Genomic DNA, 15,575 nt, shown 5'->3' with positions numbered 1-15,575 from the left:
ATGGTTGCGTGTACACACACATATTACGGTTGTGTGTGCGTGCACGCAAATTGGTAGACTTGCCTGGTGACGGACATCAAGCTCAAGCAGGCGGAACTCCCTGTCGAGGACCAGGCGTACTACCGCCTCGTGGGGGTGAGCAGTGCCCTCACCTCACGTGCGAGCGCCCGACTCGAGGAGGACTTCCGCCTGCCGGCCTCCTGGTTCGAGGTACTGCTCTGGCTCTACCACCAGGACGGGCCGCTGTCGGCCACCGATCTCGGCTCCTGCGCGTTGATCAGCCGCAGCCAGGTCTCGCGGGTGATCGACGCCCTCCAGGCCCGCGAACTGGTCACCCGCGCCCCTTCGGCCATTGACGCCAGGTCCGTCGAGGTGACGATCACGCCGCAGGGCCGCGACCTCTTCGAGCGCGCGGACGCCGCCCGCCGCGAAACCCTGGCTCCCGTCCTGGCGGACAGACTGGCCCCGGCCGAACTCGAGGAGCTGGCTCGTATTCTCCTCAAACTCAAGGACTGACGGCGGTATCGGACACCGCTGCCCCGGTGCACGTCTGAAGGTGTACTCCCGATCTCCTGGGCCGAATGGCCCAGCGGGCCCAGCCGACGGCGTACGACGGCTGGCCGAGGCCGGCAGGCCCCCGCTCCCGTGCGCTCGCGTGCGCCCGGTCGCGGTCGCCGTCGCGGTCGTTGTCGGGGACCACGGACAGTCCGACGACCAGCAGCTTGTCCCGACCGAGTACCTGCCGGGCCTGCGGTGAACTCGGGAGGCTGTACGGCGGGCAGCGCCCCGTCGGCGATCTCGGCGGCGGGCCCTGCGGGTGGCCCTCCCACACGATCCGCGGCATGACTCCGTGGCGCGGCTGGCGAATGGCTAGAGGATGAGGAGGACGATCGCGGCGCCTATGCCGCCCAGCAACAGGGCGACGGCCGCTTCGGCCCAGCCTCCCTTGCCCCACGGGAAAATACGGTCGACGGCCAGCTTTCCCGGCCCGATGGCCGCGATGGCGAGTGCGGTGACAGTGATACACACGCTGTACTCCACGCCGCCTTGGGTATCCCACAATCCATGCGCCCCGGTCACGGTCGCCATGGCATTGATCATCACGCCGATCACGGCAGCCGCTGCCAGCGGCGTGAACAGCCCGAGGGCCAAGCCGATGCCGCCCAGCAGTTCGGAGCCGCCGCCTATGGCGGCGTAGACGTTTCCGGGACGGTACCCCAGGGCGGCGAAACCTTTGCCTGTGGCGGTGAGGCCGTCGCCACCGAGTATCCCGAAGAGCTTCTGGGCACCGTGTGCTGCCATGAGGAGGCCGAACGTAAGCCTGATGAGAAGCAGGCCGCAGTCACCGGCGGAGACCGCTGCCCGTGCGGGGGCGTCGACTGTCGGGGTGGCAGGGGGACGCATTCGCTGCGATATGTAATTCACGGGGTGCTCTTCTCTGCAACGTGCCCCGGAGCGGTACCGGCTGACCATCCAGGAGCTCGCAGAGTTGATTGTCCGGTCACCATGGCGCGTTCAAGAGCTTCAAGACGCCATGTATGGAGGGCCACAACGCTGCCGCACGCGGCCGGAAAGGAAATTCTCGCGTCGGATCGCGTCAGGCCGCCGGTCGATTTCTCGTGCAGCGACACGGCCGCACCCTCCCATCCTTACTCCTTTCCTTTCCTCATGGTCGACAGTTCGACGGGGAAGATATGTGAGCACTACAGGCGGAATACGGAGCGCGACTCACGGTCCGCCGGCGGGCGTGATCTCGCCGTGGTGCGTCCCGCGGTCACGGGTGTGCCCGGTGGCCTGTTACGGGCGGTGCGTCGCCTGCGAGCAGGGCGGTGACGGCTGGCGGGCGGGGAGCCCGGTCTCGTGGACTCGGACACGAGCCCACCACGCGCTCCGCGGGCAGTGGCGGTCATCGCCCGGGCGGCAGCCGGCGGTGGCAAGGCGTCCCTCCGCCGGCAGCCGTGATCCCGCCCACCGGCAGGCTCCGTCCGGCAGCCCCCACAAGCCCGGCCGCAACGGTCAGGGCCGATCTGGACCAGGCCGACGGCCCGGCTCCCTCCGGGTGCCCCGGTCCACGTCGGCGGTTCCATCGGCTTCGTCGAGGCGGTCGGCGGGCTCCTCGTGCACGGGGCGGATACCGCCACCATTCGCACCGAACGTTTCGGCCCCACCGCTCCACCGCTCCGCCGCTCCACCGTCCCACCGCGCGTCACCCGCCCCGAGCTGGGCCTGACCGCCCGGTGCCCCGCTCAATATCCACTTTGACCGATATGATGCTTTTTGTGATCATGTCCGGACGGCTGCGGCGCCGTCGTTCCCTCGGCGGTGGCAGGTGGGAAGCTGCCCCGCTGTCACCGGTACTCCTCACCCTCCTCATCACCTGCCTGGCGTTCTCCACACCGAGGGAGATCGCCGTCAGCCGGCTCCTGCCCGCCGCCCCCGCCCTCGCCGCCGCGATGTGGCCCGTGATCCCCACGATCCTGCTGGGCACGTTCTGCCTGCTGGTCATGATCAGCCTCAGCTTCGTCTACGCCGACCTGGGGACGCAGTACACCGCGGCTGCGATCGTCGCGGTCACCCTGGCGGCCGCGTACGCGAGCCATGTCCGACTCCAGCGGGAGGAGGCGCTCTTCCACGTCCGCCTCGTCGCCGACGCGGCACAGAAGGTACTGCTGCGCCCCCTGCCACGCCGCATGGACGACGTCGAGATCGAGTCGTTGTATCTGGCGGCCCAACAACAGGCCCGGATCGGCGGCGACTTCTATGAAGCGGTCGCCACGCCGTACGGGGTCCGGCTGCTCATCGGCGACGTACGCGGCAAGGGCCTGTCCGCGGTGGGGGCCGCCTCGGCGGTGATCAGCTGCTTCAGGGAGGCCGCATACGACGAGCCCGACCTGAGAGGCGTCGTCCATCGTCTGGAAGTCAGCATCATCCGCCACAGCGCCGCGTTTCCGACGCAGGACCTCCCGGAGCGCTTCGCCACCGCTCTCATCGCCGAGATCCCGCACGGCGGCGGCCATGTCAGACTTCTCAACTGCGGGCACCCTCCGCCGCTGCTCTCGCATCGCGGGAAGATCCGCGTCCTGGATCCCACCACTCCCTCGCCGCCTCTCCACCTCGCGGCGCTCATCGGAGACCACTACTGTGTCGACACCATCGCCTTCACCCCGGGCGATCAGCTATTGCTCTACACCGACGGCGTATCGGAGGCCCGGGACCGCACCGGCGAGTTCTTCCCGCTTCCGGACTGGATGCGGAGGCAGGGCCCGAAGCCGCCCCGTGAGCTCCTCGACCGGCTTCACCAGGACCTGGTCCACCACAGCGGCGGAAGGCTCAACGACGACATCGCGGCCCTCGCAGTGAGACGCCCGAGCACCCAGGCACCGGAGTATCCGGTGTAGGTGGCCGGATGCGGTGGCCGGGGCCCGCGGTCGGATCCGCGGTGCGGCGCGGGCGGTGACGCGACGAAGTCGGCCAAGGCTCGTTGATCACCGCATGAAGAACGTCATCACGCGGCGGCGGTTGCACGTCCTGGCCACGGTTGCCGCCCTGACGCCGGGAGTTGCGGGTGCGGGAAGCGCACAGGCCAGCCCGGCGGCCCGGGGTTGCCCCACTGCGGAGATCTTCGCCACCGACAACACGGCGACCGTCACGGATCCGGCCGACTCCCGGCTCCGGACCCGCCTGACGCGCTTCGACCACGAGGTCCGCGAGATCATCCACGCCAACGGCGCAAGGCCCGGCTTCTCGACCCTCCTGGACGGCGTCTTCTGGTCCGGCGACCTGAAGAGGGCCACCTACGAGCGTTCACGCGAGTTCGACGTCAGCCAGGTCGGCCGCGACGGGCTCCATCACATCGCCGACGTCGTCGCCAAGCAGTACCACCAGGAATCGGTGCTCACGTTCCGCTGTCTGCCGCGCACCTCGCCGGACACCGACGCGGTCGAGATCCAGGCCCCCGGCGTCGGCCGGACCCGGCTGCATGACGCGCTGCTCGCGGACGCGGAGGCCCGCGACCGGTTCGGCGGCGGCTCGGTCACTGTGGACGGGCGGCTCATCCTCCTCGCCCCGCTCGCCGACCTGCCGGTGGCCCAGAGGTTCACGGCCGAACTCGGCGTCGACTGGAACAGAGCCGAGGTGCGCTACGGGGACGAAGAGTTCGTGAGCTGAAACTGTGGCCGGTCCTGTACCGGCCGAACGTCACGCGCCGGGGGCGGTGTCCGTGGCCCGCGCACGCAGTGCGCGGGCCACGGACACCGCCCCGACGGACACGGCTACAGCCGTGTCCGATGGGGCGCGTGCTCCCACAGTCGCGACCCTCCTGCCCCCGTGTCAGCCATCACGGGGTGCAGGCGGCTTGGCAGGCGACGCCGGTCGGCCTGAGGGTGGAACACCTCACGAGGTCATCAGCTCCCGCACCCGTGGGGCCACCTTGGTGCCGAAGAGTTCGATGGTGGTCATGAGCGTCTCGTGCGGCAGACCGTTCATCCCGTACTTGAGGTCGAAGCGGCTGGCGTCGAGCTCCCGGAGGGTGGTGGCGATCTTCTGTGCCACGGTCTGCGGTGATCCGACGAACAGCCCGCCGCCGGGACCGACATCGTTCATGAAGTGCTCGAATGTCGGGACGCGGAATCCTCGCTGCCGGGCCATCATGCGGATGGTCTTCTCGTAGTAGGGCCAGAACTCCTCCACCGCCTGCTCGTCGGTCGCGGCCACATGCCCCGGACTGTGCACGCCCACCGGCTGATCAGGCCGGCCGAACTTCTCCAGCGCCTGGCGGAAGAGCCGCGAGAAGGGGGCGAACCGCGCCGTCGGACCGCTGATGATCGCGAGCATCAGCGGGAATCCGTAGCGTGCGGCACGGACGACGGACTGAGGATTGCCGCCGACGCCGATCCAGGTGGGAATCGCTCCGGACTCGCTGCGCGGGTAGACGGGCTGGTTCGCCAGCGCCGGCCGGGTGCTGCCGGACCAGGAGACGGGCTTCTCCTTGCGCAGTTCGGCGAAGAGGCCGACCTTCTCCTCGAAGAGGGTGTCGTAGTCGCCGAGGTCGTAGCCGAACAGCGGGAAGGACTCCGTGCTCGAGCCCCGGCCCAGAATCAGCTCGGCACGGCCGTCGGACACGGCGTCGAGGGTCGCGTACCGCTGGTAGACCCGCACGGGATCGTCCGAGCTGATGACGGTGACACCGGAGCCGAGACGTATGCGCGAGGTACGCGACGCGATCGCCCCGAGCACCACATCCGCCGCCGAGAGCGGCATCCAGTCGACGTGGTGCTCACCGATGGCGAAGTGGTCGAGTCCGACCTCATCCGCGAGGACACCCTCCGCCACCAGGTTGCGGATCGTCTCTCCGTGCGAGAGTGGTCGGCCCTGGGCGTCGTCGGTCACGTCGCCGAACGTGTCCAGTCCAAGTGTGATCGGGTGCCCGCCCGCGGGGGAGGCAGCACGTTCTGACATCGGCGGATTTCTCTTTTCCCATAACGGTCGAAAGGGGGCTCGGGCCCCGCACCCCGCACCGGTGTCGGACGCCGGTGCGGGGTATGGGTGGGCGGCGCCCCGTGATTCCTCGCGTCAGGCGGCGCGCAGCGGAGCGAGAGCGTTGCTCCAGGCCACGACCTGGTCGAGGGTGGCGGTGACGGCGTCCCGGTGGCTCTCGGCGGGCTTGAAGACGCTGAAGTTCTCGAAGTCGGTGAACAGGGAGAGCGCCACCTGGGAGCGGACGTCCGCCATCTGCAGTTCACCGGCTATCAGGCGCAGGTGCTCGACGGCGCGGACGCCGCCGGTGGAGCCGTAACTGACGAAGCCGACGGCCTTGTTGGCCCACTCGGCCGCCAGGAAGTCGATGGCGTTCTTCAGGGCGCCGGGCACCGAGTGGTTGTACTCGGGGGTCACGATGACGAAGCCGTCGAACGAGGCGATCTTCGCGGCCCACTGCTGCGTGTGCGGCTGGGTGTACTGGCCCATCGCCGGCGGGTAGGCCTCATCCAGCAGCGGCAGCTTGTAGTCCACCAGGTCGACGAGCTCGTACTGCGCGTCGGTGCGGTGCGTGGCCAGCTCGTGCACCCAGTGGGCGACGGCCTCGCCGTTGCGTCCGGGGCGCGTGCTGCCGAGGATGATCCCGATCCTTGTCATGTTTTGCACCTTCGCTTGTATGTGTGCTTGTCGAGTCAAGTAAATGTATGGGTGCTTGCCGTGTCAAGGAGATAGGGTGTGAGGCATGCCCTACGACGAACAGCCCCTGCGCCCCTTGGACCAGACCGAGGAATCGCTCGTGCGCGCCTTGGCTCACGTCATGATGGCGCTGCCACGACTAGTGGACGCGGACATGGTCGGCGACGGAGGGCTGCCCCTTTCCGAGTACACCCCCCTCATGTTCCTGTCCGAGGCGCCCCACCGCCGGATGCGGATGAGTGAGCTCGCCCTCGCCTGCAACCTCTCGCTCAGCGGTATGACCCGTGTCGTCAACCGCCTCGAAAAGCAGGGATTCATCCAACGAGCCAAGTGTCAGGAAGACCTGCGCGGTTGGAACGCCGTCCTCACCGACGACGGCCTCGCCCGCCTCCAGGAGGCCTGGCCCGCCCACCTGGCCAGTATCCGACGGCACGTCCTCGACAACCTCGCCGGCCACGACCTCGCCGCACTCGCCGCCGCACTCGAACGCGTGGCGACGACCCCCTGACCCTCCTGCGGCGGTCGCCTCAGCGCTCCAGGACCAGGGCCAGGCCCTGCCCGACGCCGATGCAGAGCGCGGCCAGACCCGTGCCCGAGCCCGCAGCCGCGAGCTGATGGGCGACCGCTCCGGTGATACGAGCGCCGGAGGCGCCGAGGGGATGCCCGATGGCGACGGCGCCGCCCTTCGGGTTCAGGATGCCGGAGTCGAGTTCCGGCAGGGCGGCGAGACAGCCCAGCGCCTGGGCGGCGTATGCCTCGTTGAGCTCGACGGTGTGCAGGGCGTCGAAGCTGCGGGCCGCCTTCGTCAGGGCCTTGCGCATGGCGTCGACCGGGCCGAGACCGAAGTACTGCGGCTCGATGCCCGTCACCGCACTGGCCCGGATCCTGGCCAGCGGTTCGCGGCCCGTCTCGGCCAGCCCGGCCTCGTCGACCAGCAGCAGGGCCGCCGCGCCGTCGTTGAGAGGCGAGGCGTTTCCGGCCGTGACCGTGCCGCCCACACGGAAGACCGGCTTGAGGCGGGCCAGCGCCTCGAGTGAGGTGTCGTCCCGGATCCCCTCGTCGCGGGGCAGGTCCACACCCTCGACGGGGACCACCTCGGCGTCGTACGCGCCGTCCTTCCACGCCCGGGCGGCCTTCTCATGGCTGGCGAGTGCGAAGGCGTCCTGGGCCTCGCGGGTGATGCCGTACTTGTCTGCGATCAGCTCGGCGCTCTCGCCGAGCGGGATGGTCCACTCATCGGGCATCCGCGGGTTGACCATCCTCCAGCCGAGGGTGGTGGAGTACAGCTGCTGATTGCCGACCGGGAAGGCCCGTTCCGGTTTGGGCAGGACCCACGGGGCGCGGCTCATGGACTCCACTCCGCCGGCCACGGCGACGCAGGCGTCGCCGAGCGCCACCGCGCGGGCGGCCTGGATGACCGCCTCCATCCCCGAGCCGCACAACCGGTTGACGGTGGTTCCGGGGACCGTCACGGGAAGACCGGCCAGCAGCACGGCCATACGGGCGACATCCCGGTTCTCCTCCCCGGCGCCGTTGGCGTTTCCGAAGAACACGTCACCGATGAGGGACGGGTCCAGGGCGGGGCTGCGGCGGAGCAGTTCACGTACGACTCCGGCGGCGAGGTCGTCGGGGCGCACAGTGGACAGGGCACCGCCGTAACGGCCGATCGGGGTGCGGACGGCGTCGACGACGTAGACGTCCCGCAGGCGCTCGTTCATCGGGACTCCTTGTGGTGGGGGGAGTTGGGAGGGGGAGTGCTGGAGCGAGGTCAGCCGACGGGGTCCGGCACGCGCACGGGCGCGGCGGTACGGCTGACGATCTCGTCCGTGCTGACGCCGGGAGCGGTCTCCACGAGGACGAGTCCGTCCTCGGTGACGTCCAGCACGCCGAGGTCGGTGATGACGCGGTCGACGCAGGCCACGCCGGTGAGAGGCAGGGTGCACGCGGCGACGAGCTTCGGACTGCCGTCCTTGGCGCAGTGGTCCATCACGACGACGACTCGGCGGGCGCCGTGGATGAGGTCCATCGCACCGCCCATGCCCTTCACCATCTTGCCCGGGATCATCCAGTTGGCGAGGTCACCGGTGGCGGAGACCTGCATGGCCCCCAGGATGGCGGTGTCGATGTGACCGCCCCGGATCATTCCGAAGGACAACGCGGAGTCGAAGAAGCTCGCACCCGGCAGTACGGTGACCGTCTCCTTGCCCGCGTTGATCAGATCGGGGTCCACGTCCTCCTCGGCCGGGTACGGCCCGACGCCGAGGACACCGTTCTCCGACTGGAGCACCACGTGCACTCCTTCGGCCACGTGTTCGGGCACCAGCGTGGGCAGCCCGATGCCGAGGTTGACGTAGTCGCCGTCCTGGATCTCCGCCGCCGCGCGCGCGGCCATCTCGTCCCTGGTCCATGGCATCAGTGCCGCACCGTCCCTCGTGCCGACGGCGCGGAGACAGTGCGCCGTTCGATGTGTTTGTCCGCGGCCTGATCCGGCGTCAGTTCCACTACACGCTGGACGAATACGCCGGGGAGATGGATCTCGTCCGGGTCGAGCTCGCCGGGCTCGGCCAACTGCTCGACCTCGGCGATCGTGACGCGGCCGGCCATCGCGGCGAGCGGGTTGAAGTTACGGGCCGAGCGGTGGAAGACGAGATTGCCGTGCCGGTCGCCCCTGGCGGCCCGCACCAGTGCGAAGTCGGTGGTGATGCCGTGCTCGAGCACGTAACTCCGGCCGTCGAACTCGCGGACCTCTTTGGGCGGTGAGGAGACGGCCACGGTGCCGTCGGGGGCGTAGCGCCAGGGCAGGCCGCCCTCGGCGACCTGGGTACCGACACCGGCGGGCGTGAAGAAGGCGGGGATGCCGCATCCGCCGGCGCGCAGACGCTCGGCGAGCGTGCCCTGCGGCGTCAGTTCGACCAGCAGTTCCCCGGAGAGGTACTGGCGGGCGAACTCCTTGTTGTCGCCGACGTATGAGCCGGTGACGCGGGCTATGCGGCCGGCGGCGAGCAGGATGCCCAGGCCGCCGCCGTCCACGCCGCAGTTGTTGGAGACCACGCTCAGCCCGGTCACGCCGGTCGCGTGCAGCGCGTGGATCAGCACGTCGGGGACGCCGCTGAGGCCGAAGCCGCCCACGGCCAGGGACGCTCCGTCCATGACGCCGGCCAGTGCCTCCTCGGCCGTGGCAACCACCTTGTCCATGGGCACTGCGCTCCGTTCCGGTCCGGCAGACCCACCCTGAGCGGTGTCTGCCTCTGTTCGGGTTTCCGTGTGGGGGTGTGAGTGTTGTGGCTGTACGCGGGTGTCGCGTCGCGGTCGTCAACGGTGCAGTACGGTCCTCAGGACTTCGAGCAGCTCGCCGTATGCCGCGGAGTCGGCGTCCGGCGCCGAAGAGGCCCGCCAGGCGATGTGTCCGTCCGGGCGGACGAGCAGACACCCGTCCTCGGCCACCTCCGAGGTCCGGCGCCACTCGCCGTAGGCGTCGCGGCTGTCCTCGGCGCCGATGCGGACGCACTTCAGGGGAATCCCCAGGGCTTCGGCGCAGTCGGCCGCGGCCGACTCCCACACTCCGCCGGACAGGCCGGTGACCAGCGTGAGGGTTCCCTTGCCGACGACGTCCAGCGTGGACAGGCGGTGGCCGCTGCCGTCGACGAGCCAGGCGTGCGGGAGTTTCGCGCCGGGGCGGGTCGTCGGCTGGTGGAAGAGTTCCGGATCCCGGGGCCATTCCTCGGCGGCGCCGGTGTCCTGGACGACCGCGGAGGAGTCGTAGCGCTGGTTCATCTCGACGCCATGGGCGTTGAACTCGTAGTTCTTCAGCTGGATGGCCTCTTCCAGCGCCTGCCGGCGCTTGGTGCCGTCGGCCGTCCCGCTGCGGCACGCGGCGAGACCGTCGACGATGTCCTCCTCCTCGCTGTACTCGTCGAGTCCCAGTGCCTGGAAGATCGGGCCGAACTGGTCACGGCTGAGGTTGGCGCGATCGACGATCTGCCGGCCGACCGGTGCCCGCTCCGCGGTGTACGTGTCGAGGAGCCCCGGTCCTGCCTGACCGCGGATGACCATGGCGAGCTTCCAGGCGAGGTTGTACGAGTCCTGGATCGAGGTGTTGGAACCGAGGCCGTTGGACGGCGGATGCCGGTGCACCGCGTCCCCGGCGCAGAAGACCCGCCCGGCCGAATACGTCGTGGCATAGCTGTGGTTGACCGTCCACAGCGAGCTCGACATGATCTCGACGGGAATGTCGCGGTCGCCGATGAGGTCGTGGACGATGTCCCGGGCGGTCGCCTCGTCCATATGGGGCGGGGGCTGGTCGATGTCGTATCCCCACACCAGCAGCCACTCGTTCCACGGCCGCACCATGCGCACCAGCCCCATGCCGATGCCGCCCATGTGGGCGCCGGGACGCATCACCCAGTACAGAACGCTCGGGCGGTGGGCCACGTGCCGGGACAGGTCGGCCTTGAAGACGATGTTCATGCTGCCGGCCTTGCCGCTCTGCCCGGCGATCGGCAGTCCGATCTGCTCCGCCACGCTGCTGCGTCCGCCGTCCGCACCGATCAGATAGCGGGCCCGCACGGTGAACTCGTCTCCGCGCACCCGGTCCCGGAGCCGGGCGGTGACGCCGTCGGCGTCCTGTTCCAGGCTGAGGAACTCGGTGTCGAAGCGGATCTTGGCTCCCCGCGCCGCGGCGTTCTTCACCAGGATCGGTTCCAGAAAGGTCTGCGGAAGGTCGATCATCTGCGCGGGGCTGGCCGCACCGTACTCGGTCGCCGCGTGCGGGCCGGTGCCCCAGCTGCGGATCCGGCCTATCTCCTCGCCGGCCAGGGCGGTGCACAGAACGGTATCGCCCATGAGTTCGGCGGGGCTCCCGGCCGCGGCGGCTTCGCCGTCCACGCCGAGGTCGCGCAGTACCTCCATGGTGCGCTGGTTGGTGATGTGCGCACGGGGGGTGTCGGCGAGCCAGCCGTACTTGGTGACGAGCAGGGTGCGAATGCCGTACGTGGCCAGGAGCAGGGCCGCGGATCCACCGGCGGGGCCACTGCCGACCACGAGGACGTCGGTGTCGTAGGTGTGGGTCGAGTCCATGAGACTGCTCCAGGTCAGTGTGCGGGGCCGTCGGCCAGGCGGGCGATGCGGAAGGTGAACTGCAGGCTGCGCCACTCCCCGTCGACGGCACGGCCGTCCGGGGTCGGCCCGACCCGGGGTGTGAAATCCACGATCAGGCCCTCCTTGACGCCGAACACCGTGTCGGAGTCGATGTAGTGGCCGCCCTTCACGAACAGCTGGGTGACCAGGCGCTGGTGGCCGGCGGCGGAGATCATGAAGTGCAGGTGGGGCGCACGGTAGGGGTGACGTTCGACGGCTTGGAGCAGCTGTCCCACCGGTCCGTCGTCCGGGATCGGGTACTCGGCCGGCAGGGTGGTCCAGAAGCGCAGGCGTCCCGCCTCGTCGGTGCGAAGGCGGCCCCGCAGCACCGGTCCGTCGAACTCGGGCAACTGGACGTCGTAGAAACCGTCCTTGTTGGCTTGCCAGACGTCCGTGACGGCATTCGGCACGGGCCGTCCGTCCGTATCGGTGATGAGGATGTCGGCCCACAGCGGAGTGCCGGCCACCCCCTGTGAGAGGTCGCCGCCCTGCGCGGTTTCCGGCGGCCCGTCCGTGTAGAAGGGACCGAGGACCGCTGACGGTGTGGTCTGCGGGGTGCGTGAATGGGTGAGCAGGTCGACGATGCTGGAGACACCGAGCGTGTCGGACAGCAGCACGAACTCCTGGCGGGTGCTGCTGGAGATCTGTCCGGTACGGGTCAGGAAGTCGATGGCCCGCTGCCACTCGGATTCGGTGACGTCATTGCTCGTCACGAAGTGGTGCAGGTGCCGTACGAGGTCGCTGAGCAGCTGCCTGCCCCGGGGATCGGGTGCGTCCGCGAAGCTCGCCACCACCTGGGCGGTGAGGCGCTCCACGTCCGAAGCCACTCCGTGCGCCGCGGGAGCCGACAGCCCGGGGGCCCGCGGCGCGGGAGCCGACGCCGCGGGAACCGTCGGACGGCGGCCCTGCCAGGCATCGCGCAACAGGCTCTCGATTCCCGTGGGGGTCAGCTCACGGGGGTTGGGGTACGGCGTGGCGACCGCCAGCCGCGCGGCCTGCGGCAGATCCGCCTCCGCCATGCCCAGTTCGCGCAGCGAGGTGGGGCCCCCGAGCGAGGCGATCAGATCGAACATCCCGCTCGGAGCGTCCGGCACGCCGAGTGCGCCGGCGATGCGGCTCATGGCGTCCCGAGCGGCCGGGGCGTTGTAGGCCATCGCGTGCGGCAGGATCACGGTGTGCGTTGCGGCGTGCGCCAAGTCGAACGAACCCCCCAGCGTGTGGCACAGCTTGTGATGCAGGCCCATACCGACCGAGCCGAGGCAGGTACCGGCCAGCCATGCGGCATGCAGGAGGTCGGCGCGCGCGGCGGTGTCGGACGGCTCGGCGACGAGAGCCGGCAGGGCGCGGGCGCTCAGCGCGATCGCATCGAGTGCCATGGCGTCGATGACGGGGTTCGCCTGTGGCGCGTACAGGGCTTCCACGGCGTGTGCCATGGCGTTGACCGCGCTGGTGACCGAGAGGCCCACCGGCATGCCGAGGGTGAACTCGACGTCGTAGACGACGGTCTCGGGCAGGATCGCGGGCGAGGCTACGGTGGTCTTGCGTCCGCCCTGCGTCTCCCCGAGGACGGGGGTGACTTCGGAACCCGCGTAGGTGGTGGGAAGGATCAGCTGGGGGAGATCGGTGCGGAGCGCGAGGGCCTTGGCCAGCCCCGTGGTGGAACCGCCGCCGACAGCCACCAGGCAGTCGGCGGAGTGTTCCCGAAGGACGTCGAGGGCCCGCTCGGTCACGTCCACCGGAGTGTGCATGGTGGCACCGTCGAACTCCGCCACGATGACGTCACCGAGGACGTCACGGACCCGGGCGGCGGCCTTGGCCACCGACGGAGTGGACAGCAGGAGGACTCGGGAACAGCCGAGTCGCTCGACCTCCTCACGGACCTGGCTGACCGTTCCGGTGCCGAAGACGATCCGCGAGGGATGAGAGGTGTACACGAAATTCCTCATGGGGGTCCGCCTTCGCGTCGCCGTGGGTCCCTGAATTTCTGACACCGAGTGTGGGGACGGCAGGCGCCCGGACTCCTGCACGTTTCGAGCGTGTTTCTGCAGGATCGGCGCGATGCGGGGGCGTGTGGCGGGTGCGGTGCCTGTGGTGCACCGGAGGAAAGGGGCGCCGCGGGTCAGGCCGCGGAAAGCGACGTCAGCCCGCGCGCCGGACCGCGGCGGGGGTCGTGCCGAGCTTGGCGCGCATCACGCGCGTCAGGTGTTCCTGATGGGAGAAACCGCAGTGGACGGCCACGTCGGGGATGGGCAGGACCGTGGTGCGCAGCATCCGGCGTGCGTGGTCCAGCCGGAGTTGCAACAGGAACTGGTGCGGAGACTTCCCGGTGCTCGTCCTGAACTGCCGACTGAACTGGCTCGCGCTCAGCCCGGTGGCCGCGGCCAGGTCGGAGACGCGCAGCGGATCGGAGATGTGGTGCTCCATCAACTCCCGTGCGGACACGAGCTGCTGAGTGGTCAGCCCCGACATCGCGCCGGCCGGGGCCGCGGGCCGACCGGCCGTGTGTGCGTGGGCGAGCTGGGCGGCGAGCATGCCGACGAGGTGATCGACGTAGGTACGGGCGGAGGGCTCCCACTGCCGCACGACGCCGTCCAGAGTCAGCATGACCTGCTCGATCAGGGGATCCGAGCTGCCCAGTTCCTCGGCGAGTTCCACCGCCTCGCGGCCGCCGTGCGCTTCCTGGAGGGCCGAGTCGCTGAGATAGAGGTGGACGGTGTCGAGACCCCCCTGGAGTTCGACATCCAGTGCGCGACCTGCCGGGTGGACAAAGAGCCCCCCCGCCGGAATCCGCTGGGCCCGCATCGACCGGCCCGACCGGCGTCGGACCGTCACCGGGCCACTGAGGTGAAGGATCAGCAGGTGAGTGGGGGCGCCGTCGAAGGTCGAGTGGTACGGCGTCTCCCGCTGGGTGGACAGATATGCGTGCTCCCAGCCCAGACCCGAGCTCGTCCGGTCCGGGGCGACCCATGCCTGGCGCAGGATGCCGCCGGTGTCGAGGAGCCCCAGCTCAGACATAGTTCCATCCCCGATCTCGGCGGTGGTGCCCATGTGAGCCTCCCATACGGTCCGCGATCAGGTCCATATTGTTTAGCATTAAATCATTGGCGGGTATTCCCGCCGGCCGGAGACGGCGGACGGCCCCTCCCCGATGCTGTCGTCCCGCCGGGGAGGGGGCGGATCGGTCGGCGGGACGCCGGCGAACGGTCGGGTCGGCCGGGTCCGGAACCCGCCGGCTCGCCTTCTCCGGTACTGGTTCGGTCCCACCCGCTGGCGGACGCTCGTGGTGGAGAACGGCTGGTCATGGGACCGCGCCGGGGAACTCCTCTACCGCACTTCGGTCGCGACCCTTCGCTGACACCGTTCGCCGAAAGCCGCCTGCGCGGCGACGCTCGTCCTCACGCCGCTCGACAACCCCCTCCGCGGCGTTCGGCAGCTGGACCTACCGTTCCCGCCGGACGGATGTCCTCGGCAGACGGAGAACCTGCCCGGCGGATGACATCGACACCCACCCGGGTGAGACGCCGCACGGGGGGACCGGGGCGTCGAGGCCGATGATCCAAGGGGTGAACGTCGGTTACAGCCGCCCGGCCTGGGCGAGGGCGAGCAGGTCGTTCGCGGCCTCCTGCGAGCGGATGCGGATGGCGGCCGGGTCGGGGACCGGCCCGCCGAGCAGGGCGGTGTCCACGATCTCCGCCTGGAGGAGGGCGGAGAAGACGTGCGCGGCCCGTGTGGGGTCGCTGATCTTGGCGCGCAGCTCCGTCGGCCAGTGGGACAGGTGGCGCGTGAACAGGGCTGTGCGGTCCCCGAGGATCTCCTGCTGGTAGCGACGGCCGAGTTCGGGGAAGCGCCGCGCATCCCGGGCCACCACTCTGAAGAGTGCCAACTGCTGCTCGGACAGGATGTGCTGGAGAAGCTCACACCCCGCTTCCGTCAGGCCTTCCGGGGGCGGCAGGTCCAGCCACTCCGGGGCCGCGGTCCGCGGGGAGGTGTCGCACGCCTCCTGGATGACGGCGACGAAGAGGTCGTCCTTGCTCTCGAAATGCCGGTACAGCGTGGTGATGGACACGCCTGCGCTCGCGGCGATGCGGTTGACCGAGCTTCCGCCGTACCCCTCTTCGAGAAAGGCCGCGAGGGCGGCGTTGATGATCGCCTCGCGTTTGCGCGCCATCAGGCGCGCCTTGGGGTCGTTCTCGGCCCAGGTGCGCACGGTTCTTCCTCCGGTTTCGCGTCGGCTTGACAGAGCATACGACAGCAACCACTATCGTGTC

The 15,575-nt window shown here is 69.7% G+C and carries 15 protein-coding genes; 4 read left to right on the top strand and 11 right to left on the bottom strand.

Annotated features, from left to right (window positions below; all coding sequences use genetic code 11):
- Nucleotides 1-66: 66 nt before the first annotated feature.
- Entirely contained in the window at nucleotides 67-516 is a 450-nt protein-coding gene (locus ACIQTP_RS11560) for a MarR family winged helix-turn-helix transcriptional regulator (RefSeq protein ID WP_403398724.1), read from the top strand.
- On the opposite strand, the gene ACIQTP_RS11555 is transcribed toward ACIQTP_RS11560, so the two are convergent.
- Nucleotides 506-844 carry a hypothetical protein gene (locus ACIQTP_RS11555; protein ID WP_403398722.1) on the bottom strand — a complete coding sequence of 113 codons (339 nt, stop codon included), beginning with the start codon at nucleotides 842-844 and terminating at the stop codon, nucleotides 506-508. The genes ACIQTP_RS11560 and ACIQTP_RS11555 overlap by 11 nt on opposite strands.
- A 26-nt stretch (nucleotides 845-870) precedes the next feature.
- Nucleotides 871-1,404, bottom strand: coding sequence for a DoxX family protein (locus tag ACIQTP_RS11550; protein WP_403399100.1), 534 nt, complete (start codon nucleotides 1,402-1,404; stop codon nucleotides 871-873).
- 875 nt (nucleotides 1,405-2,279) lie between these two features.
- On the opposite strand from ACIQTP_RS11550, the gene ACIQTP_RS11545 reads away from it, so the two are divergent.
- Both ACIQTP_RS11545 and ACIQTP_RS11540 read left to right on the top strand, forming a co-directional pair.
- A complete protein-coding gene (locus ACIQTP_RS11545) occupies nucleotides 2,280-3,398 on the top strand; it encodes a PP2C family protein-serine/threonine phosphatase (protein ID WP_403398720.1) in 1,119 nt (372 codons plus the stop codon).
- Nucleotides 3,399-3,492: 94 nt separating this feature from the next.
- Nucleotides 3,493-4,167, top strand: coding sequence for a hypothetical protein (locus ACIQTP_RS11540; RefSeq protein ID WP_403398718.1), 675 nt, complete (start codon nucleotides 3,493-3,495; stop codon nucleotides 4,165-4,167).
- A 225-nt stretch (nucleotides 4,168-4,392) separates the two neighbouring features.
- On the opposite strand, the gene ACIQTP_RS11535 is transcribed toward ACIQTP_RS11540, so the two are convergent.
- Complete coding sequence (locus ACIQTP_RS11535) at nucleotides 4,393-5,457, bottom strand: LLM class flavin-dependent oxidoreductase (protein ID WP_403398716.1); 1,065 nt, start codon at nucleotides 5,455-5,457, stop codon at nucleotides 4,393-4,395.
- A 114-nt stretch (nucleotides 5,458-5,571) separates the two neighbouring features.
- Nucleotides 5,572-6,132 (bottom strand): NADPH-dependent FMN reductase, encoded by a 561-nt coding sequence (locus ACIQTP_RS11530; RefSeq protein WP_403398714.1) that lies wholly within the window; start codon nucleotides 6,130-6,132, stop codon nucleotides 5,572-5,574.
- 85 nt (nucleotides 6,133-6,217) lie between these two features.
- Between ACIQTP_RS11530 and ACIQTP_RS11525 the strand changes: the two genes are divergently transcribed.
- A complete protein-coding gene (locus ACIQTP_RS11525) occupies nucleotides 6,218-6,679 on the top strand; it encodes a MarR family winged helix-turn-helix transcriptional regulator (RefSeq protein WP_403398712.1) in 462 nt (153 codons plus the stop codon).
- Nucleotides 6,680-6,698: 19 nt separating this feature from the next.
- Here the strand turns inward: ACIQTP_RS11525 and ACIQTP_RS11520 are convergent, their stop codons facing one another.
- From ACIQTP_RS11520 to ACIQTP_RS11490, 7 genes are all read right to left on the bottom strand, one after another.
- Nucleotides 6,699-7,889 (bottom strand): thiolase family protein, encoded by a 1,191-nt coding sequence (locus ACIQTP_RS11520; RefSeq protein ID WP_403398710.1) that lies wholly within the window; start codon nucleotides 7,887-7,889, stop codon nucleotides 6,699-6,701.
- Nucleotides 7,890-7,939: 50 nt separating this feature from the next.
- Complete coding sequence (locus ACIQTP_RS11515) at nucleotides 7,940-8,584, bottom strand: CoA transferase subunit B (protein WP_403398707.1); 645 nt, start codon at nucleotides 8,582-8,584, stop codon at nucleotides 7,940-7,942.
- Nucleotides 8,584-9,366, bottom strand: a complete 783-nt coding sequence (locus ACIQTP_RS11510; RefSeq protein WP_403398705.1) for a CoA transferase subunit A — start codon at nucleotides 9,364-9,366, stop codon at nucleotides 8,584-8,586. The genes ACIQTP_RS11515 and ACIQTP_RS11510 overlap by 1 nt, the downstream gene beginning before the upstream one ends.
- A 117-nt stretch (nucleotides 9,367-9,483) precedes the next feature.
- Nucleotides 9,484-11,247: an FAD-dependent oxidoreductase gene (locus tag ACIQTP_RS11505; protein WP_403398703.1), complete on the bottom strand. Its 1,764-nt coding sequence runs from the start codon at nucleotides 11,245-11,247 to the stop codon at nucleotides 9,484-9,486.
- Nucleotides 11,248-11,261: 14 nt separating this feature from the next.
- Complete coding sequence (locus ACIQTP_RS11500; RefSeq protein WP_403398700.1) at nucleotides 11,262-13,253, bottom strand: maleylacetate reductase and hydroxyquinol 1,2-dioxygenase domain-containing protein; 1,992 nt, start codon at nucleotides 13,251-13,253, stop codon at nucleotides 11,262-11,264.
- 193 nt (nucleotides 13,254-13,446) lie between these two features.
- A complete protein-coding gene (locus ACIQTP_RS11495) occupies nucleotides 13,447-14,322 on the bottom strand; it encodes a helix-turn-helix domain-containing protein (RefSeq protein ID WP_403398698.1) in 876 nt (291 codons plus the stop codon).
- A 559-nt stretch (nucleotides 14,323-14,881) separates the two neighbouring features.
- On the bottom strand, nucleotides 14,882-15,514 hold the full coding sequence (locus tag ACIQTP_RS11490; RefSeq protein ID WP_403398696.1) for a TetR/AcrR family transcriptional regulator: 633 nt from the start codon (nucleotides 15,512-15,514) through the stop codon (nucleotides 14,882-14,884).
- Between the last annotated feature and the right edge of the window lie 61 nt (nucleotides 15,515-15,575).

The sequence above is a fragment of the Streptomyces sp. NPDC090798 genome (assembly GCF_044768965.1).
GTDB lineage: Bacteria > Actinomycetota > Actinomycetes > Streptomycetales > Streptomycetaceae > Streptomyces.
This window is presented reverse-complemented; position numbering and strand designations above follow the sequence as displayed.